Source organism: Stenotrophomonas sp. 2619, from assembly GCF_040548725.1.
GTDB classification, from domain to species: Bacteria; Pseudomonadota; Gammaproteobacteria; order Xanthomonadales; family Xanthomonadaceae; genus Stenotrophomonas; species Stenotrophomonas maltophilia_AP.
Genome location: NZ_JBEPSF010000008.1, coordinates 110,294 through 136,304, shown reverse-complemented (window position 1 = coordinate 136,304; position 26,011 = coordinate 110,294). Strand labels below are relative to the sequence as shown.

The following is a 26,011-nucleotide window of genomic DNA, read 5'->3' as shown; positions in this document are numbered from 1 at the left end:
CCCGACCTGGCCTGCGGTGTCGATCACCGTGCGACAATTCGTTCTCCACCCCATCCTCCGGCCGCCCCGTGCGGCCGTCTGCCGTCCCGATGCCGCCTACCGTTTCCGCGCTGCCCACGTCCTCCGCCCGTATCGCCGCGGGCGGCATCGCGCTGGCTGCGGTCGGCGCCATTGCGGCATCGGGCAAGGCGGTGATCGTCAAACTGGCCTACCGGCATGGCGTGGATGCCACCACGCTGCTGGCGCTGCGCATGTTGATGGCCTTCCCGCTGTTCGCGCTGCTGGCGGTGTGGTCGGCGCGGCGGGCTCCGGCGCTGTCGTGGGGCGATCGCGGCCGGGTGCTGTGGCTGGGCTTCACCGGCTATTACCTGTCCAGCCTGCTGGATTTCCAGGGTCTGCAGTACATCAGCGTGACCCTGGAGCGGCTGATCCTGTATCTGAATCCCACCCTGGTGCTGTTGATCAGCCTGGTGCTGCTGAAAAAGCGCCCCGGGCGCTGGCAGCTGGTTGCGCTGGGGCTGAGCTACCTGGGCGTGCTGCTCGCGTTCGGCCATGACCTGCAGCTGGAGGGAGGGCGCATCCTGCTGGGCAGTGCGCTGGTGTTTGCCAGTGCCCTGAGCTACGCGCTGTACCTGTTCGGCAGCGGCCAGGTGGTGGCACGGATCGGCGCGATCCGCCTTACCGCCTACGCCAGCTGCGTGGCCTGCGTGCTGTGCGTGCTGCACTTCGCGGTGCTGCATCCGCTGGCCGCGCTGGGGCAGGCACCCACCCCGGTGTACGGGCTGTCGCTGATCAACGCCACCCTGTGCACGGTATTGCCAGTGTTGGCCATCATGCTGGCGGTGAAGCGGATCGGCTCGTCGCTGGCCGCCCAGGTGGGTATGCTCGGGCCGGTATCCACCATCGTGATGAGTCTATGGCTGCTCGACGAACCCATGGGACCGTGGCAGATCCTGGGAACCGCCCTGGTGCTGCTCGGGGTGCTGCTGGTCAGCCGCGTACGCGCGTGAAAACGACCGATGCCGCGTCCGCCGCCGATGCGGCCGTGCAGGCGCGCGAGCGCATCCTGGCGGTGATCCGCGCGATCCCGCGCGGGCAGGTGATGGGCTACGGCCAGGTGGCGGCCAAGGCCGGCTTGCCGGGCAGGGCGCGGCTCACCGCGCGCGTGCTGGGCATGAACGAAGACCCGGACCTGCCGTGGCACCGGGTGCTGCGCTCTGACGGTCGCATCGCCATGCCCGAGGGGTCGCACGGGTGGCGTGAGCAGAGCCAGCGGCTGCGTGCCGAGGGGGTGGCGATCGAGCGGGGGCGGGTCAAGCAGATGCCGCGCAGCACCGGTGACGACCTCGACGCGTCCCTGTGGGGGCCGGGCTGACATCGGCACGGGCCGGCCGGTGGTTGAATGCGACGACGCAGGAGGCGGCCAGGACGGGGCGCTGCCGCTATGATGGGCACGGTTCCAAAGGATGCCCTCATGTTTCCGCGATTGCCCACCGTCACCAAGGCACTGTTGATTGCCAACATCGTGCTGTTCCTGCTGCAGCAACCGTTCCTGCTGGGCAACGGCACCTTCGAGCCGTTCATGCTGCAGCCGCTGCGCGATGGCTTCGATCCGTTCTCGCCGGGCGGCAACTTCCAGCCGTGGCAGCTGCTGACCTACGGCTTCCTGCATGGCGGCTTTGGCCATCTGTTCTTCAACATGCTGGCGCTCTTCATGTTCGGCGCGCCGCTGGAACAGACCTGGGGCGAGAAGCGCTTCCTGACCTATTACCTGGTCTGCATCGTCGGCGCCGGGCTGTGCCAGCTGCTGGTGGGCATGATGATGGCCGACCCGGCCACCGTGCTCGGGGCCTCCGGTGGCGTGTTCGGGCTGTTGCTGGCCTACGGCATGCTGTTCCCGAACCAGCGGGTGATGCTGCTGTTCCCGCCGATTCCGATGAAGGCACGCACCTTCGTGATCGTGTTCGGCGCCATGGAGCTGATGCTTGGCGCCACCGGGTGGCAGCCGGGGGTGGCCCACTTCGCGCACCTGGGCGGAATGCTGTTTGGCTGGCTGCTGATCCGTTACTGGCGCGGCCAACCGCCGTTCAACAAGCGCCCGCCGGGTGGCGGTCCGCGCAAGAACCACCTCCGCAGCGTCCGCTAGCGACGAACGCGCAGGCGGTACATCACGCGAAGGGCACCGACGGTGCCCTTCGTCGTATCCAGGTCACGGGTGGAACAGAAGCAAGGACGTTTCCCGCATGAAAATACTGATCCTGGGTGGGTATGGCGTCTTCGGCGGGCGCCTGGCGCGACTGCTGGCTGACCGGGCCGACCTCGAACTGCTGATCTGCGGCCGCAACCTCGCTGCGGCGTCCGCGTTCTGTGCCGACTACGCCGGCGCGCCGGTGCTGCGCCCGCTGCGCGCCGACCGGCGGCACATCCCGCCGCTGCTGCACGCCGAACAGCCGGACCTGCTGGTGGACGCCTCCGGTCCGTTCCAGGATTACGGTGAGCACCCGTACAGCGTGATCGAAGCCTGCATTGCCGCGCGTGTTCCGTACCTGGACTTCGCCGACGCGGCCGATTTCGTGTTCGGCGTCGCTCAGTTCGATGCACAGGCCAGGGCGGCCGGGATATTCGTGCTGTCCGGGGTCAGCAGTTTTCCGGTATTGACGGCAGCAGTGCTGCGCGAGATCGCCGGGCGCATGGACATCGTGGCGGTGGAAGGCGGCATCGCCCCGTCGCCGTATGCGGGCATCGGGCTCAACGTGATGCGCGCGGTGGTGGGGTATGCGGGCGCACCGGTGAAACTGCAGCGCAACGGCGTGCCTTCGCACGGGCGCGGGCTGGCCGAAAGCCGGCGCTTCACCATCGCCGTGCCGGGCAAGGTGCCGTTGCGCAACCTGCATTTTTCGCTGGTGGACGTGCCCGACCTGCAGGTGCTTCCGCCTGAGCATCCCACCTTGACCGACATCTGGATCGGCGCCGGTCCGGTGCCCGAAGTGCTGCACCGGGTGCTCAACCTGCTGGCCAGGGCGCGTGCCACGTTCGGCCTGCCATCGCTGGTGCCGTTGTCGCGCCTGTTCTACACCGTGCTCAACCGGATGAGGTTCGGCGAGCATCGCGGCGGCATGTACGTGCACGCCACCGGCCTGCGCGGGGGCCAGGCGGTGGAGGAAAGCTGGCACCTGCTCGCCGAGGGCGAGGACGGACCGTACATTCCGTCGATGGCGACCGAGGCGGTGGTACGCAAGCTGCTGGCCGGCGAAAGGCCGGCCGAGGGCGCGCGGCCCGCCACGCACGCGTTGGCGTTGTCGGACTACCACCGGTTGTTCGAGGGCCGTGCGATCTTCAGCGGCTTCCGCAGCGAGGACCCGCACGCCAGCCTGTACCAGCAGGTGCTGGGCAATGCCTTCGCGCAGTTGCCGGCGCAGGTGCAGGCGCTGCATGCCGACACGGGCGAACGGCGCTGGCGGGGCACCGCCGAGGTACGGCGCGGGCGCGGGCTGCTGGCACGAATGGTGGCGGCGCTGATCGGGTTTCCGCCGGCGGCCAGCGCGGTGCCGGTCAGCGTGGGCTTCACCCCCGAGCGGGGCGGCGAACGCTGGACCCGCGATTTCGGCGGCCGCCGGTTTTCCTCCTGGCAGCGTCGCGGGCAGGGCAGGAACACCCACCTGCTGGTGGAACGCTTCGGCATCGTCGATGTGGCGCTGGCCCTGGTGGTCGAGGATGACTGCCTGCGGCTGGTGGCGCGCCGCTGGTCGTGCCTGGGTATTCCGCTGCCGACGGCGCTGCTGCCGGGCGGGCGCACGTTCGAAACCGAGCGCGACGGCCGCTTCGTGTTCGACGTGGAGATCGCCGCGCCGTGGGTCGGGTTGATCGTGGCCTACCGCGGCAGCCTGGCGGCGGATCCACGGTAGAGCCACGCCATGCGTGGCTGTTGCGGCCGGGCAACAGGGGCGGCGGTCGTCGGTCCGAAACGAAAAAGGGCGCCCGAAGGCGCCCTTTTCCTTGCCATGTCTGCGGCTGGACTCAGCGCCAGACCTTGATCTGGTCGTTGTCCACGCGCTGCATCGGCTGGCCCGGCTTGCAGCTGAACGTCGCACCGAACGCCGGCAGGTTGGACAGGGCGCCATTGGTGCGCCAGCGGCCCGGGGCCAGCACGTCGGCGGTGAGCCGCTGGGCGGCTTCGTTCGGCGACAGCTGCTGCGCCCACAGCGCGGCCCAGGCGCGGAAGAAGCCCTGCTGGGCGGCCGGCTTGGCCGACGGTTCCACCGCCTTGTAGGCTTCCCAGGCCAGTTCGAGACCCGCCACGTCGGCCAGGTTTTCCTCGCGGGTCAGCTCGCCGTTGACCTTGGCACCCTTGATGCCCGGGAAATCGTACGCGCTGTACTGAGCGGCCACGCGGCTGCCGAGCAGGGTCCAGGCGGTCTTGTCGGCCGGGGTCCACCAGCTGCGCAGTTCGCCCTTGGCATCCACCAGCGCGCCCTTGGCGTCGATGGCGCGGGTCAGTTCGTGGGCGACCAGGGCACCGAAGCTGCCGAACTTGTCGGCGGCATCGGCCTTGGCGTTGAACACCGGGCCCTGCAGCACGGCGGCGGTGACGATCAGGCGGTTCTGGGCGATGTCATAGGCCAGCGCCGGCTGCTGCGGCAGCACGTCCCAGCGGCGGTCGGCGTTGCCCTTGCCGATGCGCTTCATTTCTTCGCGGTGGCGCCAGGTGGAGGCGATCAGCATGTTGCCGCCGAAGCTGCCACGGCCCATCGGCTGCACGCTGTAGTCGAGGTCGCGCAGCGGCGTGCCGATCTCGATCTTCAGCGCGGCCAGCTTGGCCTGCGCCTCGGTCTTGGCCTCGTTGCTCAGCCAGGTGCTGCGCTTGACGGCATCGATCTGCACTTCGCGGACCTTGTCGACGATCACCGCCGCCTGGCGGCGATCATCGGCGGACAGGTACTTGCTGGCGTATTCGCGGCCGAGCATCGGGCCGGCGGCGACGTTGATCGCATCCAGGGTCTGTTCCCAACGCGCCGGGGCAATGGTTTCGCCACGGATCACGCGGCCGCGGAATTCGAATTCGGCATCGCGGTAGGCCTTGGACAGGTACGGGGCCATGGCATCGCCGACGCGCCAGCGCAGGTAGGCCTTCCACTGGTCCGGCTTGATGCGGGTGACCATGCCGTCCAGCTGCTTGAACAGCGCGGGGTCGGCCAGCGAGACGAGGTCGTCATTGACGCCCTGGACCTTGAGGAACGCATCCAGCTGCAGGTTGCGGTAGCGGCTGGTGAGCTCCTTGGTGGAGATGGGCGCATAGTTGTTGAACGGGTTGTTGATGCCCGCCAGCGACTGTGCGTTGCGCGCCAGTTCGGTTTCCAGCGCGATCACGGCCTGCGCTTCGGCGTCGAGCTTGGCCGCCGGGGTGCCGGTGAGGGCCAGGATCTGCTTGACGTAGGTGCGGTAGCGGGCCATCAGCGCGACGGTGTCGGCGTCAGTGCGGGTGTAGAAGGCCGGGTCCGGCAGGCCCATGCCACCCTGCATGAAGTAGCCGATATGGCGGTCGAGCGCCTTGAGGTCGACGTCGGGGGCGAAGTTGAAGGCCACCGGGATGCCCACCTGGTGCAGGGCGGCGATCGAGGCGGGGACGTCCTTGGCCTTCTTGATGGCGTTGATGCGGGTCAGCAGCGGGGCGATCGGGTTGGAGCCGTCGGCTTCCACCGCAGCTTCGTCCAGGCCGCTGGCCCAGAAGTCGCCGAGCAGCTTCTGCACGGTGCCCTGCGGGGTTTTCATGGAGGCGTCCAGCAGGTCGCGCTGCTGCAGGCGGGTACGCTCGGCCAGCTGCCCAAGGGCGGTGGTGGCGCCGGTCTGCGGCACTGGATTGGCTTTCAGCCACGCGCCATTGCTGGCTTCATAGAAGTCGCTGCACTGGGCGCTGACCGCCGGCGCACGCGCGGCCTTCTTCTTCGGCGCAGCGTGCGCATCGTGTGCGATGACCAGGGAGGCCAGGCCAAGGCCCAGGGCAATGGCGAGCGGACGGAGGTTGGACATGTAAAGCGAATCCAGTGTGGATTGGGATCGCGCGAGTGTACCAAGCAAAGCGAAAAGAGCGTGATGGGGAGGATAACTACGAAGGGCGGGAAGCAACGGCGAACGGCAACCCGCGCGAGCGTTGGGGCCTTTTGGCGGCGAACAGGCCCTTGTGCAAATGTCCCCCGGTCGCCTGCGGCGACCTCCTCCTTGAGTTTGCCAAGGGCCTGTTCGCCGCCAAGAGGCGTGGCTTGCGGAAACAGTTGACTCCTTCGCTCCACGCACCGATGGCAGCTGACCTTTCTCGGGCGGATCAGCCGCGACCAGGCGCGGGAAGTGCGTTGACTGGCGTCCAGGAGTCTGTGTGGGAAAGCGCCAGCGTCCAAGGGATCGAGATGGACCGTTGCTGACGCGAGCCGCGCCCGTTGGCGGCCGGCAGACCCTTGGCAAACTCAAGGAGGAGGCTGCCGCAGGCGGCCGGGGGACATTTGCGCAGGGGTCTGCCGGCCGCCAACGGGCCCCGACGCTCGCGACGCACATAGCCGGTGCCTTCAAGCCTCTCCCCCACGAGGAAGACAAAAAAAAACGCCCCGATTCCCAACGGAATCGAGGCGTTTTTCCTTACTCAACCGCATTGCCGGAAAAGTCGCGGGCAGTCGCCTGCGGCCGATCAGGCGGTAGTGCGGTTTACCAGATCACGACCTGCTGGTCGCCGGCGCGGACCATCGGCGAGCCGGCCTTGCACTGGAACGCAGCGGCGAAGGTCGGCAGGTTCGACGGCGCGCCCATTGCGCGGAACTGCGCCGGGGCGTGCGGATCGGTGGCCAGGCGGACCTTGGCGTTCTCCGGGGTGTACTTGGTGCGCCACACGGTGGCCCAGTTGAAGTAGAAGCGCTGATCGCGGGTGAAGCCGTCGATCTTCGGATCTTCCTTGCCGGCCGAGGCCTTCTGCAGCGCGTCGTAGGCGGTTGCCACGCCGCCCAGGTCGGCGATGTTCTCGCCCAGGGTCAGCTTGCCGTTGACCGCCTGGCCGTCCACCCTGTACCCGTCGAACTGCTTGATCAGCTTGCCGGTCAGGCCACCGAAGTTCTTGGTGTCTGCCGCGCTCCACCAGTTCTCGAAGTTGCCGGTCGGCCCGAAGCGGCTGCCCTGGTCATCGTAACCGTGGGTCATTTCGTGGCCGATCACCGCGCCGATGCCGCCGTAGTTGAGCGCGTCGTCGGCCTTCGGGTCGAAGAACGGCGGCTGCAGGATCGCGGCCGGGAACACGATCTCGTTCTGCAGCGGGTTGTAGTAGGCGTTGACCGTCTGCGGGGTCATGCCCCACTCGGTCTTGTCCACCGGCTTGCCGATCTTGGACAGGGACCACTTGTAGTTGAATTCATTGGCCGCGCGCACGTTGCCGAAGTAGCTGTCGCGACCGGTGGTCAGGCCGTTCCAGTCACGCCACTTGTCCGGGTAGCCGATCTTCGGGGTAAAGGTTTCCCACTTGGCGATCGCCTTGGCCTTGGTCTCGTCGCTCATCCAGGTCAGGCCCTGGATGCGCTCCTTCAGCGCGGCGGCCAGGTTCTTGACCAGTTCTTCCATCTTGGCCTTGGCTTCCGGCGAGAAGGCAACCTTCACGTACAGCTGGCCGAACGCATCGCCGGCGTCGTTCTCGATGGTGCCCAGTACGCGCTTCCAGCGCGGCTTCTGTTCCTTCTGGCCGTTCAGGGTCTTGCCGTAGAACGCGTAGTTTTCATCCACGAACGCATCGGCCAGGTACGGCGAGGCGCCGTCCACGGTGTGGAAGCGCAGGTAGGCGCGCCACACCGACGGATCGGTGTCGCCCAGCGCCTTGCTCACTTCCTGGTGGAAGGTCGGAATGGCCAGCGAGAACTTCTCCGGCGCGGCCACACCCTGGGCCTTGAAGAACTCGGTCCAGCTGAAGTTCGGGGTCAGCTTGTCGGCGTCAGCCAGGGTGACCGGGTTGTAGTACAGCGACACATCGCGCGACAGCTCGACGCTGGACTTGGAGGCCTTGGCCAGGCGGGTTTCGAACTTCACCACGTCGGCGGCCTGCTTGGCCGCATCGGCGGCGGCAACGCCGGACAGTTCCAGCACCTTGGCCACGTGCGCCTGGTAGGCCTTGAGCTTGTCGGCGTTCTTGGCGTCGGTGTAGTAGGTGGTGTCCGGCAGGCCCAGGCCGCCCTGGCTGGCGTAGGCCATGTTCATGCTGGAGTTCTTGAAGTCCGCTTCCGGACCGAAGCCGAACAGCACGTTCTCGCCCTTGGCCGCGCTGCTGCGCAGGAAGTCGGCGACCGCCTCCTTGCTCTGCAGGCCGTCGATGGCGGCCAGGTCGGCCTTGATCGGCTCGATGCCCTGCGCGTTGATCTTGGCTTCGTCCATGCCGGTGGCCCAGAAGTCGCCGACGATCTTCTCGATGCCGCTCGGGTTCTTCACCGCTGCGACCTGCTCGGCGAGCTGGTGCTGCACGGCGACCGAACGCTCGTCCAGGATGGTGAAGGCGCCCCAGCTGGTGCGGTCGGCCGGAATCTCATTGGCGGCCAGCCACTTGCTGTTGACGTAGTCGCCGAACGCGTTGCAGGCGTCCAGGCTGGTGTCCAGGTCGGACGGGTGGAAGGCGTTGTAGGCCGGCAGCTTGCTTTCGTCGAGCTTGTACTCGGTGGCCGCAGCGGCAGGGGTGGCCGGTGCGGCGGTGGAGGCCGCGCTGTCCGTAGCCGGGGTTTCGTTCTTGCCGCAGCCGACCAGCGCGGCCGAAACGGCCAGGGTCAGCAGAACAATCTTGGGAGTGCGAGCGATCACTGTGAATGGCCTCCAGGCCGATGGGTCATGCGTGGGCTGGCCCCTGCGGGGCCGTGGGCCAGACGATACGCCGCTGGCCCGGCCTGCAAGGGTGTCGAAGGTCATGGCCGATGGCAAGCCGCGCCTGCGTGGGGCCGGTCACCGCCTTCGGCACGCCCGGACGACCGCAGCGGCAAAGCCGGGGCCCATCGGGCGACACGCCCTGCCGTGGCGGTGTATATAACGACCATGGCAAACCCTTCTGCGCAGGCGTGGGACGCGGTCATCATCGGTGCCGGGCACAACGGCCTGGTGTGCGCGGCGTACCTGGCGCGCGCTGGCAAGCGCGTGCTGGTGCTGGAGCGGCGCGGGGTGGTCGGGGGCGCGGCGGTCACCGAGGAATTCCATCCGGGGTTCCGCAATTCGGTGGCGTCCTACACGGTATCCCTGCTGCAGCCCAAGGTGATCGCCGACCTGGACCTGCCCGCGCACGGGCTGACCGTGGTGCCACGCCGCATCAACAACTTCCTGCCGTTGCCCGACGGCGGTTACCTGCTGGCCGGCGCCGGTCTTACCCAGGCCGAGCTGCGCCGGTTCTCCGTGCGCGATGCGCAGCAGTTGCCGGCGTACGAACACCGGCTGGAGGTGTTCGCCGACGTGCTGCGTGCCGTGGCGTTGCAGGCGCCCCCCAATGTGGGCAGCAGACATTGGCTGCAGGCCCTGCCGGAACTGTGGCGCGCGGGCCAGCTGGGGCGGCGGCTGCACGCGCTGTCGCCCGGGCTGCGCCAGGAACTGCTGGACCTGTTCACCATCTCCGCAGCCGAGTACCTGGACCGCTGGTTCGAGAGTGCGCCGATCAAGGCGCTGTTCGGATTCGACGGCGTGGTGGGCAACTACGCCAGCCCGTATGCGCCGGGCACTGCCTACGTGCTGCTGCACCATGCGTTCGGCCAGAGCAACGGCGTCAAGGGCGCCTGGGGCCATGCCATCGGCGGCATGGGCGCGATCACCCAGGCGATGGCGCGCGCGGCCGTGCAGGCCGGCGCGCAGATCCGCACCGATGCCGGCGTGCGCCGCGTGCGGGTCGAGGCGGGCAGGGCGGTGGGCGTGGAGACGCTGGATGGCGAGCGCATCGACGCCCGCGCAGTGGTGGCCAACGTCAATCCGAAGCTGCTCTACGAACAGCTATTGGCCGCCGACGAGGTGCCTGCGCCCACGCGCGAGCGCATGGCCAACTGGCGCTGCGGCTCGGGCACGTTCCGCATGAACGTGGCGCTGTCGCGGCTGCCCGACTTCCGCTGCCTGCCCGGCGCGGGCGACCACCTCACCGCCGGCATCATCATCGCTCCGTCGCTGGATTACATGGACCGCGCCTACAGCGATGCGCGCCAGCATGGCTGGTCGCGCGAACCGATCGTGGAGATGCTCATTCCCAGCACGCTGGATGATTCGCTGGCACCGCCCGGGCAGCACGTGGCCAGCCTGTTCTGCCAGCACGTGGCACCGCAGCTGCCGCACGGGCGCAGCTGGGACGATCATCGCGATGAAGTGGCCGACCTGATGATCGCCACGGTGGAACAGCATGCGCCGGGGTTTGCCGCCTCGGTGCTGGGCCGGCAGGTTCTGAGCCCGCTGGACCTGGAGCGGACCTTCGGCTTGATCGGCGGCGACATCTTCCACGGCGCGCTGAGCCTCAACCAGCTGTTCAGTGCACGCCCGATGCTGGGCCAGGCCGATTACCGCGGCGCGTTGCCGGGGTTGTATCTGTGTGGGTCCGGCACGCATCCCGGCGGCGGTGTCACCGGTGCGCCGGGGCACAACGCCGCGCAGGTGATCCTGCGCGGCTGAGCAGCAGCGGGGCCGCTACTTTCCGTCGAGATCCGGCTGCACCTCTTCGGTCTGCGGCTCGCTGGCATCCATTTGCGGTTTGACCTCGGGGATGCGCGAACTGCGGTCGCCGCTGACCGGGACCGTGCTCACCGTCCCCACATCGACCCGGCCCACCCGCGGCGTCATCCAGATGCTGTCCTGGTACTGGCGGTACTTGTCCGGGTCCCAGTAGCGCTGGTCATAGAACTTGGTCCCGTCGATCTGCTCGACCACGCCGTTCGGACCCGGCACCAGGATCTTCACGTTGCCGGCAAAGCCCGTGCGGCTGCCGGTCAGGCGGTGCTGCTCGCGGCGCATCGCCTGGTTCAATCGCGGCGCCGCCGCCTCGTCACCGAAGCGGGCATAGATCGCCTCACCCTCGGCGATGGCCTGGGTCTGCTCGGCAGCGCTCAAGCCGGCCCAGTAGCGTTCGCGCAGCTCGACAAAGCCCTTGTAGCCACGCTCTGCGGCAAGGTCCATCCAGGCGTAGGCCAACGCGCGGTTGACCGGCGTGCCGGTTCCGTTCCACAGCATCTCGGCCACCATTGCCTGGGACACCTTGTCCGAATAGAACCCGGCGCGCTGGAAGAACGCGAACGCGGCGGTCGGGTTGTTGCCCCGCATTTTTTCCATGCCCAGCATGCGGAAGCGCAGGTCCGGGTGGCCGTTGAGGAACCCGGCGCTGATCATCAGCGGATCGTCGGCCGGATCACTGGGCAATGCGGTGCGGGAGGTGGCCTTGGCCGCCGGTGGGGCGGCGGTGGCAACGGCCGGCAGCAGCAGCGCTGCGAAGAGGGGGTAAAGCAGATAACGCGGCGTATTCATAGCATCATTCCTTGATCATCCCGGGGCGGATGCCGACCGGGGCATGGTCCGGCCGCGATCGGGCCGGGCGCATGCGGCGTACGTCACTATGCCAAAAGACAGGGCGCGTGACCTCACGGCCACGCGCCCGTGTTGCGGTCAGCGTTTGCTACCGGTACCGATGTGGCGGTCGAAGAAGGCCAGCATTTTCGTGTACAGGTTCACGCGTGCGGGGACTCCGTAGAAGCCGTGCATTTCCCCGGACTGGATGATCACTTCCTCCGGTGCGTTGCCGGCCTCGGTCAACGCCTTGGCCATCAGTTCGGTTTGTTCCGGCACCGCACGGGCATCGCGCGCGCCGGCGGCCAGGAACACGGGAATGCGGACTTCGGCAGCGCGCCTGGCCGGCGACGCCTTGGCACGTTCGGCCGGATCCACGCCATGGGTGCGGCGCAGGTAGCGCTGGCCGGACTCGCGCTGCGGGATGTCGCCCTTGGTGAACAGCATGTCCACGTCATACACGCCCACATAGCCGAACGCGCACTTGAACAGGCCCGGTTCACGGATCGGTGCCATCAGCGCCGAGTAGCCGCCGAAGCTGCCCCCGTAGATGCACAGACGGTCCTTGTCGGCCACGCCTTGGGCGATGGCCCAATGGGTCGCGTCCAGAATGTCGTTCTGGATGCCGTCGGCCCACTGCCGGTGCCCGGCGTCTTCAAATGCCTTGCCGAAGCCACCCGACCCGCGGAAGTTGACCTGCAACACCGCATAGCCGCGGCTGGCCAGCAGCTGCGCTTCCGGGTTGAAGCCCCAGTTGTCGCGCGGACCGATCGGGCCGCCATGCGGGTTGACGATCATCGGCAGCGGCTTGCCTTCCGACCCCTTGGGCACGGTCAGGTAGCCGTACAGCTGGCGGCCGTCGCGGGCCTTGAGCGTGAACGGGGTAACGCTGGCCATGCGCTTGGGGTCGAGCCAGTCACGCCCCTGCAGCAGGAAACGGGCCTGGCCGGTGCCGCGATCAAACAGGTACAGCTCGCCGGGATTGGTGTCGCTGTAGACCGATACCAGGATCTTCTGGCCGTCCTCGGTATAGCTGGAGAACTGCACCATCTGGTCGGGGAACGCCGCAGCCAGCGACTGGTACAGCTTCGCATCGGCGTGGTCTTCGTCGATCAACGTGACCTTCGGGGCGCCGGACTGGTTGATCACGCCCAGCAGGCGCTTGTCATCGGTGCTCCACATCATCTGCGAGACATCGGTGACCGGGTCCTGGAACAGGCTGTTGAACTGGCCGCTGGCGGTATCCAGCGTCCCCAGTGCCGCCGGCAGCTTGCCGTCGTCCTGCTCGGCGTAAACGGTGCCGTCGGCCGTGGTGCGCAATACACGCAGGTGCTTGCCGTCGGACTTGGAGGCATTGATCAGCGTCCAGTTGGTGCCGTCGCGGCGATACAGCTCGCTGCGCTCGTCGTACTCACCGCTTTCATCGCGGCTGGAGCTGCACACCGCGAACCGCGGTTCCTTGGCGGCATCCAGCGCGATGTCGCAGTTTTCCTTGGGCGCGCGGGCCAGCGGCGTGCGCCGGCCACTGACGGTGTCCAGGCTCACCACCTGGGTGCCAGCGCCTTCGGACGAGCGCGGATAGCGCACCTGCATGATCACGTTCTGGTCATCGCCGCGCAGGGTGTCCAGCAGCGAGTAGGACTCGTTGCCGACGCTCTTGCCGCGCTGGGTGGCATCGCGGGTGCCGTAGAAAATCACCGGGCGGGCCAGGCTGCCGTCGGCGTTCACCGCGAACCACTCCCCGGTGGGGAAGGGCTGGGCATAGCCACCCTGCTTTTTCACCGCGTTGAACATCAGCCGCTGGGGCGAGATCCAGTAGAAGCTGCCGACGCTTTTCTTGTCCGGCAGCTGGTTGATCTTCAGCACCTTGAGGTCGCTGGTGCGCAGGATGGTCAGTACATCCTGGTCGCCGAGGTCCACGCTGATGGCCAGGTAGTCGCCATTGGGCGAGATCTTGGCCGAACTGAAGCTGGCGTGCTTGGCGAAATCTTCAATCGAGTAAGGCGTGTTGGCCGGGGTGGCCGCCTGTGCCGCCGGAAGCGCTGCGGCACAGGCCATTGCCAGCGCCAGGGGGGCGTACAGCATCGACTTCATCTGCATGTGTTCCTGTTCCTGTCCAGGGCCGCTGCGTCGCCGGCAGCGGCAGTCAAAAAAGGAAAGCCCGGTCAAGGACCGGGCTTTCCCACGCATCCTTACATCACCCGGAGGTGATCAGAACTTGTACTGCAGGCTCACGTAGAAGCGGCGGCCCAGCGGATCGGCACCGATGTACGGGTCGAAGAACGGGTAGGTGGTGCGGCTGTTGTCCTTGCGGTACTGGTTGTCGAACACGTTGACCACCTGGAAGGTTGCCAGCACGTTCTCGCCGAACTTCTTGCCGACGCTCAGGTTCCACAGGAAGTACGGCGCCAGGCGACGCGGGTAGAACGCACCCGCAGCGTTGACACCGTCCGCTTCGGCCTGGCTGAAGGCCGAACCGTAACGGGTACCAAAGACGGTCGATGCCCAGTCACCCTTGGTCCAGGTCAGGCTGCCGCGGGCGCGGCTGCGTTCGGAGTAGAAGAACTCCGGCGGCAGATCGCGGTAGTCGATCAGCTCGTCGTCGGCAGTCTGCTTGTACTTGTTGGTCAGCGTCAGCGAGTAGCCCAGGTCGACGTTGAAACGGCCCCAACGGTCGGTATCCAGCGCGTACTTGTAGCTGGCATCGATACCGCTGGTGTCCTGCAGCGCGGTATTGATGTAGGCGTTGTTGATGAGCTGGATGCGACCGTCATCCGGCGAGCCGGGCAGGTTGACACGGGTGATCAGGCTCTGCACGTTGGCGCACACCGACGGGCTCGGCACGGCACGACCGTCGCTGGCGCTGCCCAGACGGCAGGCCGCTTCGGCGCGCAGCAGGTAGTCATTGCTGAGCTGTGCGGCGGCGTCTTCCAGCTGGATGCGGTAGTAGTCCACCGTCAGCGACATGCCGTCGGTGATGTCCCACACGAAACCACCACCCCACGACTTGCCCTTTTCTTCGGTCAGGTTCGGGTTGCCGGCAACCTGGGTCTGCACCGAGTACTTGGTCGGATCGCTGGTCGGAGCGTTGCACTGGGTGCGCGTACGCGGACCCTGGGCAGCACCTGCACCGGTACCGGAACGGCAGGCGTACTCATCCAGCTCGGTGGTGTAGGACGCGGCACCGCCGGCGTAGATCAGCTGCATGTCCGGCGCGCGGAAGCTGGTGGCGTAGCTGCCACGCAACATCAGGTTGCTGAACGGGCGCCATTCCAGGCCCAGGTTGTAGGTGCTGGCCGCATCGACCGACGAGATATCGTCGTACTTGTCGTAGCGGGCCGCCGCGTTCGCGCTCAGGCTGCTGAAGATCGGCACGCGGAACTCGGCGCCAACGGCGTAACGGTCGCGGGTACCGTGGGTTTCGCCGGAGCTGGTCAGGTTGTAGATGGTCTGGCCATCGATCGGACGCAGCTGGTCGGTGCGCGGATCGCTCACCATGTCCATCTTCTGACGGTTCCACTCCAGCACGCTGGCGAAGCCGACGGCACCGGCCGGCAGTTCGAACAGGTCGCCGCTGATGTTGAAGGTGGCGTTGGCGACGCTGGTTTCCGAGCGGTTGATCACGCGGGTGGCGAACGACTGGTAGATTTCCGGGGTAATCGGCGAGCCCCAGCGCTGCAGGTTCAGTGCATGGATCGGATAGACGCCGGTACCGGTGCCGGCCGCGTTGCTCCAGCCCAGCTGCGGGCCCAGGAAGTAGTCATGCACCGACTTTGCCAGCAGGCGCGGGCGATCCATCTTGTAGTTGTAATAGCCGTAACCGCCGCTGGCTTCCCAGTCGAAACGATCGGCGATGGTGCCACGCACGCCCGCGGCGAAGTCGTAGGTGTATTCGTCGTAGGTGGTGCTGGCCGCTTCGTTGCCGCCCAGCTCATCGGCGGTGAACACACGCTGCAACTGCACGATGTCGCGCAGGCCGGCATCGTAGTAGAAGGCGCTGGTGCTGCCATTGGACAGGATGTTGAACTTGTCACCGTTGGTGGCCCAGAACTCCGTGCCGGAACTGGCCTTGCCATTGGTGGTGTAGTAGTTCGCGCTGGCCCAGCCCTGGGTGGTGTCGGTGAAATCGAAGGTGCCGTAACCGTAGGCGGAGTAGAACTGGCGCTTGTTGGAGATCGAGCGCGAGGCGCTGCTGTCATACGAGCCGCAGTAGGTACCGCGGGCATTGGTGGTTACGGTGGTGAAGCCCAGTGCATCGCAGTTGGCTTGGCCGGGGTAGTAGGCATTGTGGTTGACCGGGCCGTTGGCCGAGGCCAGGCCGCGGATCGCGATCAGCGACAGGCCCGGGGTAGCGGTGCTGCCCAGCGGCCCTTCGCGGACGTCCGAGAGCCACTTGCGCTGGCTGGCGAAGACCGGTTCGCGGTCGCTGTACTGCAGTGCCCACACCGCGCTCCAGCGGTCGCCGGTACGGCCACCGGTCAGCTCCAGATTCACCGTGTCACCGCCGCCTTCGGCGGTGGTGCCGGTGGTCAGGCGCACCAGGTTGCCGTCAAAGTGCTCGCGCAACACGATGTTGACCACGCCGGCGACGGCGTCGGAACCGTAAATGGCCGAAGCACCACCGGTCAGCACTTCAACGCGCTCGACGATGCTGCTGGGAATGGAGTTGATGTTGGCGACGTTGTTGTCGCGGTTGTACGGCTGCGGGTACTGGGCCGGGCGGCGGCCGTTGACCAGGGTCAGCGTGTAGCCGGGACCCAGGTTGCGCAGGTTGACCACCTGGGCGTTGGGGGTGAAGCCGGACACGGCCAGATCGCCGGTGAACGAGGCGGTGGTGTTCTGGGTCAGCGTCTGCAGCATGTCGCCGACGGTCTGGAAGCCTTCACGGTCGATGTCGCCGCGGGTAATCACGGTCACCGGCGCCGGGCCTTCGACTTCCGAGCGCTTGATGCGCGAGCCCACCACCGAAACACGGTCCAGGTTGGTGGCGTTCTTGCCACCGACCTCGTTGCCGGCTTCCTGTGCGAAGGCCGGTGCGATGGCCGAAACGACCAGCGCCGATGCCAGCGCAAAGCTCAGCGGGTTGCGGCTGAGCAGCGTGCGATTTGCCATGAATAGTTCCCCTTTAAATCAGTTCTGTGCGCCAGGTGGCGGGATGTAGGCCTTCTTGGCCGGCTCCGACACCTTTGTGCTCCCGACGGGCCCCGACCGCTGCCCCCTGTAATCAGCTTCACAAGCCGATGACCAGAAGTTAACACGAGCTTAACTTGCACTGTCAACTGTTCATCACCCCGTCATAAAGGCAGGATCGGCACATAGCCGGGCTCAAGCCAACGCTGACGGGCAATTTGTCCAAGTTATTGATTAAACGAAAATTAGTTGCTGTTGAAACGACCCGGGCGGGATTTCGGGACTGTCCCGTGCTGTCCGGGCGACACGGCAGGGCGTACATGCACGGTTCATTTTCGTGGCTAATGACAAATGGGAATGAGCGATTGCCAAGACAAAAAAAAGGCCCCGCCGAAGCGGGGCCCTTTGCAGCGCTGACGTCGGCGCTTACCGGCCGAAGTCGTACTTGGCCTGCACGTACACCGCACGACCATAGGGGTTGTAGATGCCGCTGTTGTAGGGCGCGCCTACGTTGCCGGCGTAGCTGTGGGCCTGGCCGTCGGGCATCTTGTTGAACACGTTGTTGACCATCACCGACAGCGTCAGGTCCTCCAGCGCCTGGTAGTTCACGCTCAGGTTGTAGGTCGTGTAGGACCCCCACTTGCCGGCCTTGTAGCCGGACGAATGCACATAGTCGTAGCCGTTGCCCAGGTACGCCATGCGGTTGGGGGTCTTGCCGATGTAGTTGAAGTACAGCGTGGTGGTCCACTTGTCCTTGGCCCAACCCACCGAACCGTCGGTGCGCACCTTGGCGAACTGGTCGTAGTTCCACATTGCATACGGGTCGCCCAACAGGTCCAGGAATGCATCGCCCGGCTGCGGCTGCAGTTCGCGCTTGAGCATGTTGGTGTAGTTGGCGCCGAACTGCAGGGCACCGAAGCGGCCGATCTCCTGCACGTACTTGAAGCTCGCCGTGACCGCCTGCAGGTTCTGCGCGGCGACGTTCAACTTGGGCGTGTAGATCTGTTCCAGGTTGCCGGCCGCGTCGCGGGTGATCCAGTCGTCGACGTTCTGGCAGCTGGCCGAGGTGTTGTTGGTCAGGCCATTGCGGCAGTAGTACTCGGCCAGCAGCAGCTGGTCCGAGGACAGGACGTTGACCTCGTTCTTGATCTTCCAGTTGTAGTAGTCCACCGACACCGACAGGTTGTTCATCGGTGCCCACACCACGCCCGCATTCCAGACATCGGCGGTGATCGGTTCCAGGTCCGGGTTGCCGGACTGCTCGCCGAACACCGATTCGTTGTCGTAGGCGCAGCCGAGGGTATCGGCCGGGTCATAGCCGAGCTGGCCACACCGGTAGTAGTCGGTGGAGGCATTGGCGTAATAACCGCTGCGGCCCTGGAAGGCATCAGACAGGCTGGGCGCGCGGAACGCGGTGCCGTACTTGCCGCGGAACAGCAGGCTCTGGATCGGGCGGAATTCCACGCCGATGCTGTAGGTCGCCTTGTCCACCGTGTTGTTGGCGATCTTGAAGGCGTCGTAGCGCCCGGAGCCGGTCACGGTGAGCGACTCCAGCAAAGGCATGCGCAGTTCGGTGGTCAGCGCGTAATTGCTGCGGTGACCGGCGCCGGAGACGGCGGTGGTGCCCCACACCTCGCCATCGAGCAGGCGCTGGTCGGGACGGTAGGACCAGCCTTCGCTGCCGCCCTCGGCGACCACCGCAAAGCCGGCATCGCCGCCGGGCAGGGTGAACAGCGAGCCGTTGGTGATCTGCACGCGGCCCAGGTTCTGCCAGGTCTTGCTTTCGTTGTAGGTGAAGCCGGTGAAGGTCTGGAAGTCGCCGGCGGGCAGGCGCGAGTAGAACGCACCCCAGTTGGGGTTGTAGATGTTGTAGCCGTCATCGGTGGTGCCCAGCACCGGGCCAAGCACACGGTCTTCGAAGTAGCTGTCGATCTCGTCGGCCCAGCGCGCGAAGCTGCGCTCGGTCAGGCGGTATTCGCCGCGGCTGAAGCTGGCGCTGTAATCCCAGTTGCCGGCGCTGCCGCGGCCGCCCAGGGTGACCTGGTAGGACTTGTTGCGGTCGGTGCTGAGGATGTCGCGGTAGCCGGCACCGCTGATGTCTTCCGGTGCGAAGGCGCGCTGCAGGTTCATGTACTGCTGGCTGGTCTGGTCGTAGAACTGGCCAAAGCCCACATCGCTGCCCCAGAACGCATAACCCGAGCCGGAGGTGTAGTCGACTTCTTCCAGGCTGTAGAGCGCATCGCCGAACAGCTGGAAATTGTCGTTCACATCGAAGCTCATCGAGGTGTAGAACTGACTGCTTTCCTTGCCGTTCTTGAGGGTCTTGTAGCCGGGGCTGTAGGCCGAACCGCAGGATTCGCCGGTGGCGCGCGTGCCCAGCACGGTGGTGCCACCGAATTGCCCCGCAACGCCTGCGCACCGGGTGGGGTCCATCATCACGAAGGCGTTCTGCTGGTCCGGCAGGTACACCAGGAAGTCGTTGGTGGGGACCTGCGCCGAATAGCCGACCGGATTGTTCACCTTGGTCAGGTCGCGCTGGTAGCCCCAGATCGGGCTGCTCTTTTCATACTGCACGTTGACCAGCGCGTGGAAGCGGTCGTCGAGCGCATTGAAGCCATGCGCACCGCTGAGCCGGAAGCTGTTGCCACCGCCCTCGGTATAGGCGCCGCCGCGCACGTTGAGCACGCCGCCATCCATGCGGTCCTTGAGGATGATGTTGACCACGCCGGCGATCGCGTCCGAGCCATACAGCGAGGACTGCCCGCCGGGCAGGATCTCGATGCGCTCGACGATGTCGATCGGAATGCCGCTGAGGTTGTTGAAGGTATCGCTGCCGTTGTAGAGGGCAGGGTAGGACAGCATCGGCCGTCCATTGATCAGGTACTTGGTGTAGCCCGGGTTGAGTCCGAACATGCCCGACGCCTCGGCGCCCTGGGTGAACGATGCCGAGCTCTGGCCACCCTGCAGGCCGCCGGTGGTGAGCGAGTTCTGCTGCAGCACTTCGGCCACGCTGGAGAAGCCGCGGGTCTGGATGTCCTCGGCGGTGACCGTCAGTACCGGGGTCTGGTTTTCGATCTCGGTCTGCGGGATCAGCGAGCCGGTGACGGTGACGCGGCTCAGGTCGGTGGTCGCTGCATCCTGGGCGAGCGCGCCTGCGCTGGCGAACAGCAGGCCGGACAGGACGGCGGCGGTGAGCGGGTGACGCGGGTACTTGAGGCCTTTGCGGAACATGTGGATCTCCGTACTGGTAATGGCGCGGTATTCCCTTTCCTGGCAATACCCGGATCGTTCAGCTGGGTTTCAGCGTTTTTCGACCGTAGCACAGGCTTAACTTGAAATATATGTCTTGGAAACAATATTCGTTTATTCGTAAAAAACATACGAAAAAACATGCAGTTACGGATTATCAAAGAGTGGTTTCAGAATAACTATGAATAAATGATGAATATATAGCGAAGTTAACAACCGGGATACTTGGACAAGTTTCCATCAATGGCGGCGGTCGCACCTGCATGGCGGGATGCGGGCTGGGAAACGCACCACGGCGTCCACGTCCGCCCATCGCAGCGGGGCGCGGCCCGGCCGGGGTTGTATAGTTGCCGGTTCCCATCGCGGTCTTCCCGGAGCCATGCAGTGAGCAGCAGTCAGTCGCGTCGTCCCCACGCCAGCCAGGTGCAGAAAGGGCTCAGCCCGCATCCGCGCATCCGCAACGTGATTGCCGTGGGCTCGGGCAAGGGCGGCGTGGGCAAGTCCACCACGGCGGTGAACCTGGCCGTGGCCCTGGCCAAGCTGGGCGCGCGCGTCGGCCTGCTTGACGCCGATATCTACGGCCCGAGCGTGCCGGCCATGCTCGGCCTCAGTGGCCGCCCGGAAAGCCCGGACAACAAGTCGATCGAACCGATGCGCGCCTTCGGCGTGGAAACCATGTCGATCGGCTACCTGATCGAGGACGAGACGCCGATGATCTGGCGCGGCCCGATGGCCACCTCGGCGATGACCCAGTTCTTCAATGACACCCTCTGGGACGACCTGGACTACCTGCTGATCGACCTGCCGCCGGGCACCGGCGACATCCAGTTGACCCTGACCCAGAAGATTCCGCTGGCCGGCGCGGTGATTGTCACCACGCCGCAGGACATCGCCACGCTGGACGCAAGGAAGGCACTGAAGATGTTCGAGAAGGTGGAAGTGCCGGTACTGGGCATCCTGGAGAACATGGCCGTGCACACCTGCAGCAACTGCGGCCACCGCGAGCATCTGTTCGGCGACGGGGGGGGCGAGCGCATGGCCGCGCAGTACGGCGTGCCGCTGCTGGGGTCGCTGCCGCTGGAAATCGGCATCCGCGAGCAGGGCGATGCCGGCACTCCGATCACCGCCGCATTGCCGGACTCGGCAGCCGCCCAGGCGTACCTGCGCGCGGCCGAGCGCCTGATCGAGGAAGTGGGCAAGCGCCCGCGCGCCAGCATCCCGATTCTGTCCTCCCTGATCTGACCGCCCGGGCCCCAGGCCTGGTACGTCTGAACCGCACAAGGCCCGGCATTGCCGGGCCTTGTCGTCTGCGCCCCCTGCATCGCGGCTGGTCGCAACCCGGGCGGCTGTTTAGAATCGTGGCCCGGGCGCCCGTTGGCGGTGCCGTTGTTCCTTTCCGCACCCAGGACCCCCCATGAGCATCAAGAGTGACCGCTGGATCCGTCAGATGGCCGAACAGCAGGCGATGATCGAGCCGTTCGAAGCTGGCCAGGTCAAGCAGGCCAACGGCCAGCGCATCGTCAGCTACGGTACCTCCAGCTACGGCTACGACGTGCGCTGCTCGCGCGAGTTCAAGGTGTTCACCAACATCAACTCCACCATCGTCGATCCCAAGCACTTCGACCCGGGCAGCTTCGTGGACATCGTGGGCGACGAGTGCATCATCCCGCCCAACAGCTTCGCGCTGGCGCGCACCGTGGAGTACTTCCGCATCCCGCGTGACACGCTGGTGGTGTGCCTGGGCAAGAGCACCTACGCGCGCTGCGGCATCATCGTCAACGTGACCCCGCTGGAGCCGGAGTGGGAAGGCCACGTGACCCTGGAATTCAGCAACACCACGCCGCTGCCGGCGCGCATCTATGCCAACGAAGGCGTCGCCCAGATGCTGTTCTTCCAGGCCGACAAGGACGATATCTGCGAGACGTCCTACAAGGACCGCGGTGGCAAGTACCAGGGCCAGACCGGCGTCACCCTGCCGCGGACCTGATCACGCCCTGCGGACGCACTGCCGCGCGCCGGGTCTCCAACGCCCGCCCTGCGGTGCGCCCGGTTGCCGAACGCGCGGGCTGCTGCGCGCCTGCTCCCCGACGGGTAGAGCCGACCGTTGGTCGGCTGCGGTTGCGTGATCCGTAACGAGGACCGTCACCCACAAAAAAAGCGCGGATCACTCCGCGCTTTTTTTTTGTGGCTTGGTCCGGTGTGCGGCGTGGTGACCCGAAGCAGCGGACCCAAAAGCAGCGGACCCAAAAAGCAGCGGACCAACGGTCCGCTCTACTTGCGGCCGAACAGCAGCCCGATGCCCACCGCCACCAGCACCACCGGCCACCAGGTGAGGATCAGCTTCCCCATGTTCATGTTGGTCCAGCCCAGGTTGCTGGCCAGCAGGAACAGGCCGACGAGGATCAGGACGATGGCAGCGACGAGGTTGGAACGCATCAGGGGCAGGGTCCGCTAGGGCTGGGGCGAATATCCTAGCCGTTCCTTCCAGTGCGCGACACGTTCGGCCAGCACCTCCGGATCGAAACGGTGTGCCTGGCCCTGGCCCCACACCGGGCCCGGCCACGCCGGATCGCCGACGTGGCGGCCGATCACGTGGAAATGCAACTGGCGCACGATGTTGCCCAGCGCGCCGATGTTGATCTTTTCCACCCCGTCGGTGCCCTTCAGCGCCTTGCAGGCACGGTTCAATTCGGTGCGCAGTTTGTCCTGCTGATCGCCGTCCAGGTCGATCCATTCGGTGATGCCGGCCAGCCGGGGCACCAGGATCAACCAGGGGTAACGCTCGTCGTTCATCAATCGCACTTGCGACAACGGCCCTTCTGCTACCAGTACGCTGTCGGTGGCCAGGCGTGGATCCAGTTCGAACTCGCTCATCCAAGATGCTCCGCAAAGAAGTCCAGGGTGCGTTCCAGCGCCAGGGTGGCGCTGTCTGGATCATACGCATGTCCGACGCTGCGGTTGAAGGCGTGGTCGGCCGGGTACACGAAGGTGGCCATCTGCGGCAGCTTCTCGCGGTGGGCGGCGATCGCCTCGGGCGGGATGCTCTTGTCCTTGGCCCCGAAGTGGAACATCACCGGTGCCTTGGGCGCTTCGTCCAGGAACTGCACGTTGCGCGCGCCGTAGTAGCTCACCGAGGGCAGGCCCAGCCGCAGCGCCGACAACAGCGCGATGCTGCCGCCCCAGCAGTAGCCCACGGTGCCCACTTTGCCGGCCGGGGCCAGCCGCGAAGCCGCCGCACGGACGATCTCCAGCGCCTTCTCCACGCCCAGCGCGTTCACCCGTTCCAGCCCCTGCTTCACCCCGTCCGGGTCATAGGGCAGGGCATCCGGGTCGGCCTCGACCCCGTCGATGAGGTCGAAGAACGACGGCGCCAGTACCGCATAGCCCTGCGCCGCAAAGCCTTCGGCCACCTCGCGCACGTGCGCGTTGACCCCGAAGATCTCCTGGATGACCACCAGCCCGCCACGGGGTTTGCCCGCCGGCGTGGCCTGCCAGGCCCGGACCGGACCGTGGTGCGTATCGAGCGTGACCCACTCACCCATGATGCGTGACTCCTGTTGGTTCAGGCGTTCATTATCGGCCGCGCGCCGGTTAGGGCGGTGTCAGCGACCGTGCCGGGTCTGGCGGGATCGCCCCGACGGGATTCAGGGCCCGGCCCCCAACGCCGGTATACTTGCCGCCGTTTCCGGCCCCAGGTCCCCACGCCATTCCGGCATGGGCCCAGGCCCCCAGAGTCCCGCGATTCCATGTCCCAGCTGAACCCCAAAGTCGGCTTCGTCAGCCTTGGCTGCCCGAAGGCGCTCGTCGATTCCGAACGCATCCTCACCCAGCTGCGCTCGGAGGGCTACGACATCGTGCCCTCCTACGATGCGGCCGACGTCGTGGTGGTCAACACCTGTGGCTTCATCGATTCGGCCGTGACCGAGTCGCTGGATGCGATCGGCGAGGCGATGAACGCCAACGGCAAGGTGATCGTCACCGGCTGCCTGGGCAAGCGCCCCGAGCAGATCCGCGAGGCATACCCGAACGTGCTGGCGGTGTCCGGCCCGCAGGACTACATGAGCGTGATGGAGGCCGTGCACGCCGCGCTGCCGCCCAAGCATGATCCGTTCGTGGACCTGGTGCCCGACTACGGCATCAAGCTGACCCCGCGCCATTACGCGTACCTGAAGATTTCCGAAGGCTGCAACCACAAGTGCAGCTTCTGCATCATTCCCTCGATGCGCGGCAAGCTGGTCTCGCGCCCGGTCGATGAGGTGCTGCGCGAAGCCGAGCGGCTGGTGCGCGGTGGGGTGAAGGAACTGCTGGTGGTGTCCCAGGACACGTCGGCCTATGGCGTGGACGTCAAGTACGCCGAGCGGATGTGGCGCGACAAGGCCTACCAGACCCGGCTCAAGGCGCTGTGCGAAGGCCTGTCCGAACTGGATGCCTGGACCCGCATGCATTACGTCTACCCGTACCCGCACGTGGACGAGATCGTGCCGTTGATGGCCGAAAACCGGATCCTGCCGTACCTGGACATCCCCTTCCAGCACGCCAGCCCGCGCATCCTGAAGCTGATGAAGCGCCCGGGTGCGGTCGACAAGACCCTCGAGCGCGTGCAGCGCTGGCGCCAGCTGTGCCCGGACATCACCGTGCGTTCGACCTTCATTGTCGGGTTCCCCGGCGAGACCGACGCCGAGTTCGTAGAACTGCTGGGCTTCCTGGACGAGGCGCAGCTGGACCGGGTGGGCGCATTCGCCTACTCGCCGGTGACCGGTGCCACGGCCAACGACCTGCCCGATGCCGTGCCGGAGGAAGTGAAGCAGGAGCGCCTTGCACGCTTCATGGCACGCCAGGCGGAGATTTCCGCGGCCCGTCTGGAAGCCAAGATCGGCACCGTGCAGCAGTGCCTGGTCGACGCGATTGAAGACGGCATCGCCGTAGCCCGTTCGAAGGCCGATGCGCCGGAGATCGATGGCCTGGTGCACATCCAGAATGCCGAGGAAGCCCGTCTGCGCGTGGGCCAGTTCGTCGACGTGGAGATCACCGAAAGCGACGAGCACGACCTGTATGGCGATGCGTTGATCGTGGACGCTGCGCGCAAGCCGTTCGACCTGCAGGTGCTGTGACGACAACGGCGGCCGATGCCGGTGGCACGCGCCGCCGTTTCATCGCGCCGCCGCGTGGCGTAGTGGCGGCGGACGTCTTCGCCCAGCCGCTGTTTGCCGGATACTCCCGCTACGCCGATCTGATGACGGCGGCCGACTGGCCGACCGTCGCGGCGCTGGATGCCCGCCTGGCGTTGTCGGCCCGGCACCTGGTCGAGCAGGACGAGGCGCTGCTGGCCGACGGCCTGCACTACGAGCAGCGGATTGCCCAGGGCCGCATTGCCACCCGCGCGGCGAACTGGCACGACCTGTTCAACGCGCTGGTGTGGGCGCGCCATCCGGCCATCAAGAACGCGCTCAACGCGCGCCAATGCCTGCATATCGGCTGCCACGGTCCGCAGCAGCGCAACCGTGCGCAGGCCGCGCTGACCCAGTTCGACGAAACCGGCGTGATCGTGCGGGTGCGCGATCCGGCGGTGGTGCAGGCCTGGGATCGGCATGACTGGACGGCGCTGTTCATGGACGGGGCAGGGCGGTGGTGCAGCGGCGAGATCGCCGTGGCGGCGGTGATCGGCCACGCCTTGATGGAACAGGCGTTGTTGCCAGGGCGTCTGCTGGTGGGAAAGTGCGTGGTGGTGTGCGCCGACGAGGATGCGCGCGCCGTGGCGCAGGCCGCGCAGATGATCCAGAGCGGGCGCGGCCTCAGCGACCCGCTGGAGTTGCGGCCGTTGCCGCTGATGGGCATTCCCGGCTGGCATCCGCAGCAGGACGCGGCGTTTTATCGCCAGGCCGACTACTTCCGGCCGCTGCGCGCGGGCAGGTGCTATCCCGCGCCGCAGGCAGCGTACGACCCGCAACACCGGTGAGGTGCGCCCGGTGCGGGCGGGTCCCAACCAACCGCCGATAGCGCCGCAACACCCGATAACGCCATGCATTGAACGGCGCAACCGCCTACGTCGCCGGCGTTCATGCCGACACCGGACGCGGCGTTCTCCATGGCAGTCGATCGGGATGCGACC

The 26,011-nt window shown here is 66.4% G+C and carries 18 protein-coding genes; 9 read left to right on the top strand and 9 right to left on the bottom strand.

The window, feature by feature from the left end; all coding sequences use genetic code 11:
• Nucleotides 1-89 precede the first annotated feature (89 nt).
• The 4 genes from ABIA71_RS10085 (at nucleotide 90) to ABIA71_RS10070 (ending at nucleotide 3,905) form a co-directional block, all read left to right on the top strand.
• The gene (locus ABIA71_RS10085) at nucleotides 90-1,010 is read left to right on the top strand and encodes a DMT family transporter (RefSeq protein WP_354285080.1); all 921 of its coding nucleotides are present in this window, start codon (nucleotides 90-92) and stop codon (nucleotides 1,008-1,010) included.
• Entirely contained in the window at nucleotides 1,007-1,375 is a 369-nt protein-coding gene (locus ABIA71_RS10080) for an MGMT family protein (protein ID WP_354285079.1), read from the top strand. Before ABIA71_RS10085 ends, ABIA71_RS10080 begins: the two co-directional genes overlap by 4 nt.
• Nucleotides 1,376-1,474: 99 nt before the next feature.
• Nucleotides 1,475-2,146, top strand: coding sequence for a rhomboid family intramembrane serine protease (locus ABIA71_RS10075; protein WP_038687159.1), 672 nt, complete (start codon nucleotides 1,475-1,477; stop codon nucleotides 2,144-2,146).
• 97 nt (nucleotides 2,147-2,243) lie between these two features.
• Nucleotides 2,244-3,905: a saccharopine dehydrogenase family protein gene (locus ABIA71_RS10070; protein WP_354285078.1), complete on the top strand. Its 1,662-nt coding sequence runs from the start codon at nucleotides 2,244-2,246 to the stop codon at nucleotides 3,903-3,905.
• A 112-nt stretch (nucleotides 3,906-4,017) separates the two neighbouring features.
• Here ABIA71_RS10070 and ABIA71_RS10065 read toward each other — a convergent pair whose 3' ends face one another.
• Together ABIA71_RS10065 and ABIA71_RS10060 are read right to left on the bottom strand one after the other, a co-directional pair.
• Nucleotides 4,018-6,027, bottom strand: coding sequence for a M13 family metallopeptidase (locus ABIA71_RS10065; protein WP_354285077.1), 2,010 nt, complete (start codon nucleotides 6,025-6,027; stop codon nucleotides 4,018-4,020).
• A gap of 666 nt (nucleotides 6,028-6,693) precedes the next feature.
• Nucleotides 6,694-8,808: a M13 family metallopeptidase gene (locus ABIA71_RS10060; protein WP_354285137.1), complete on the bottom strand. Its 2,115-nt coding sequence runs from the start codon at nucleotides 8,806-8,808 to the stop codon at nucleotides 6,694-6,696.
• A 231-nt stretch (nucleotides 8,809-9,039) separates the two neighbouring features.
• Here ABIA71_RS10060 and ABIA71_RS10055 point away from each other — a divergent pair, with 231 nt between their 5' ends.
• Nucleotides 9,040-10,638 carry a phytoene desaturase family protein gene (locus ABIA71_RS10055; protein WP_354285076.1) on the top strand — a complete coding sequence of 533 codons (1,599 nt, stop codon included), beginning with the start codon at nucleotides 9,040-9,042 and terminating at the stop codon, nucleotides 10,636-10,638.
• A 15-nt stretch (nucleotides 10,639-10,653) separates the two neighbouring features.
• Here the strand turns inward: ABIA71_RS10055 and ABIA71_RS10050 are convergent, their stop codons facing one another.
• The 4 genes from ABIA71_RS10050 to ABIA71_RS10035 all read right to left on the bottom strand — a co-directional run bounded on the left by ABIA71_RS10050 (nucleotide 10,654) and on the right by ABIA71_RS10035 (nucleotide 19,884).
• Nucleotides 10,654-11,484 (bottom strand): SEL1-like repeat protein, encoded by an 831-nt coding sequence (locus ABIA71_RS10050; protein WP_354285075.1) that lies wholly within the window; start codon nucleotides 11,482-11,484, stop codon nucleotides 10,654-10,656.
• 138 nt (nucleotides 11,485-11,622) lie between these two features.
• Nucleotides 11,623-13,617, bottom strand: coding sequence for an alpha/beta hydrolase family protein (locus ABIA71_RS10045; protein ID WP_354285074.1), 1,995 nt, complete (start codon nucleotides 13,615-13,617; stop codon nucleotides 11,623-11,625).
• 117 nt (nucleotides 13,618-13,734) lie between these two features.
• A complete protein-coding gene (locus tag ABIA71_RS10040; RefSeq protein ID WP_354285073.1) occupies nucleotides 13,735-16,635 on the bottom strand; it encodes a TonB-dependent receptor domain-containing protein in 2,901 nt (966 codons plus the stop codon).
• A 444-nt stretch (nucleotides 16,636-17,079) separates the two neighbouring features.
• Nucleotides 17,080-19,884 (bottom strand): TonB-dependent receptor domain-containing protein, encoded by a 2,805-nt coding sequence (locus ABIA71_RS10035; RefSeq protein ID WP_354285072.1) that lies wholly within the window; start codon nucleotides 19,882-19,884, stop codon nucleotides 17,080-17,082.
• A 402-nt stretch (nucleotides 19,885-20,286) separates the two neighbouring features.
• Between ABIA71_RS10035 and apbC the strand changes: the two genes are divergently transcribed.
• Both apbC and dcd read left to right on the top strand, forming a co-directional pair.
• The gene (gene apbC, locus ABIA71_RS10030) at nucleotides 20,287-21,144 is read left to right on the top strand and encodes an iron-sulfur cluster carrier protein ApbC (protein WP_354285071.1); all 858 of its coding nucleotides are present in this window, start codon (nucleotides 20,287-20,289) and stop codon (nucleotides 21,142-21,144) included.
• Nucleotides 21,145-21,316: 172 nt separating this feature from the next.
• The gene (gene dcd, locus ABIA71_RS10025) at nucleotides 21,317-21,889 is read left to right on the top strand and encodes a dCTP deaminase (protein WP_038687170.1); all 573 of its coding nucleotides are present in this window, start codon (nucleotides 21,317-21,319) and stop codon (nucleotides 21,887-21,889) included.
• 284 nt (nucleotides 21,890-22,173) lie between these two features.
• Here dcd and ABIA71_RS10020 read toward each other — a convergent pair whose 3' ends face one another.
• Genes ABIA71_RS10020 through ABIA71_RS10010 form a run of 3 tightly spaced genes read right to left on the bottom strand, consistent with a single transcriptional unit; the run spans nucleotide 22,174 to nucleotide 23,444 of the window.
• Nucleotides 22,174-22,338, bottom strand: a complete 165-nt coding sequence (locus ABIA71_RS10020) for a LiaI-LiaF-like domain-containing protein (RefSeq protein ID WP_167390309.1) — start codon at nucleotides 22,336-22,338, stop codon at nucleotides 22,174-22,176.
• A gap of 15 nt (nucleotides 22,339-22,353) precedes the next feature.
• Complete coding sequence (locus tag ABIA71_RS10015) at nucleotides 22,354-22,776, bottom strand: HIT domain-containing protein (protein ID WP_128098168.1); 423 nt, start codon at nucleotides 22,774-22,776, stop codon at nucleotides 22,354-22,356.
• The gene (locus ABIA71_RS10010) at nucleotides 22,773-23,444 is read right to left on the bottom strand and encodes a dienelactone hydrolase family protein (RefSeq protein ID WP_354285070.1); all 672 of its coding nucleotides are present in this window, start codon (nucleotides 23,442-23,444) and stop codon (nucleotides 22,773-22,775) included. The genes ABIA71_RS10015 and ABIA71_RS10010 overlap by 4 nt, the downstream gene beginning before the upstream one ends.
• A 204-nt stretch (nucleotides 23,445-23,648) precedes the next feature.
• Here ABIA71_RS10010 and rimO point away from each other — a divergent pair, with 204 nt between their 5' ends.
• Both rimO and ABIA71_RS10000 read left to right on the top strand, forming a co-directional pair.
• Nucleotides 23,649-25,013, top strand: coding sequence for a 30S ribosomal protein S12 methylthiotransferase RimO (gene rimO / locus ABIA71_RS10005; protein WP_354285069.1), 1,365 nt, complete (start codon nucleotides 23,649-23,651; stop codon nucleotides 25,011-25,013).
• Complete coding sequence (locus ABIA71_RS10000; protein WP_354285068.1) at nucleotides 25,010-25,858, top strand: DUF3025 domain-containing protein; 849 nt, start codon at nucleotides 25,010-25,012, stop codon at nucleotides 25,856-25,858. Before rimO ends, ABIA71_RS10000 begins: the two co-directional genes overlap by 4 nt.
• Nucleotides 25,859-26,011: the final 153 nt, after the last annotated feature.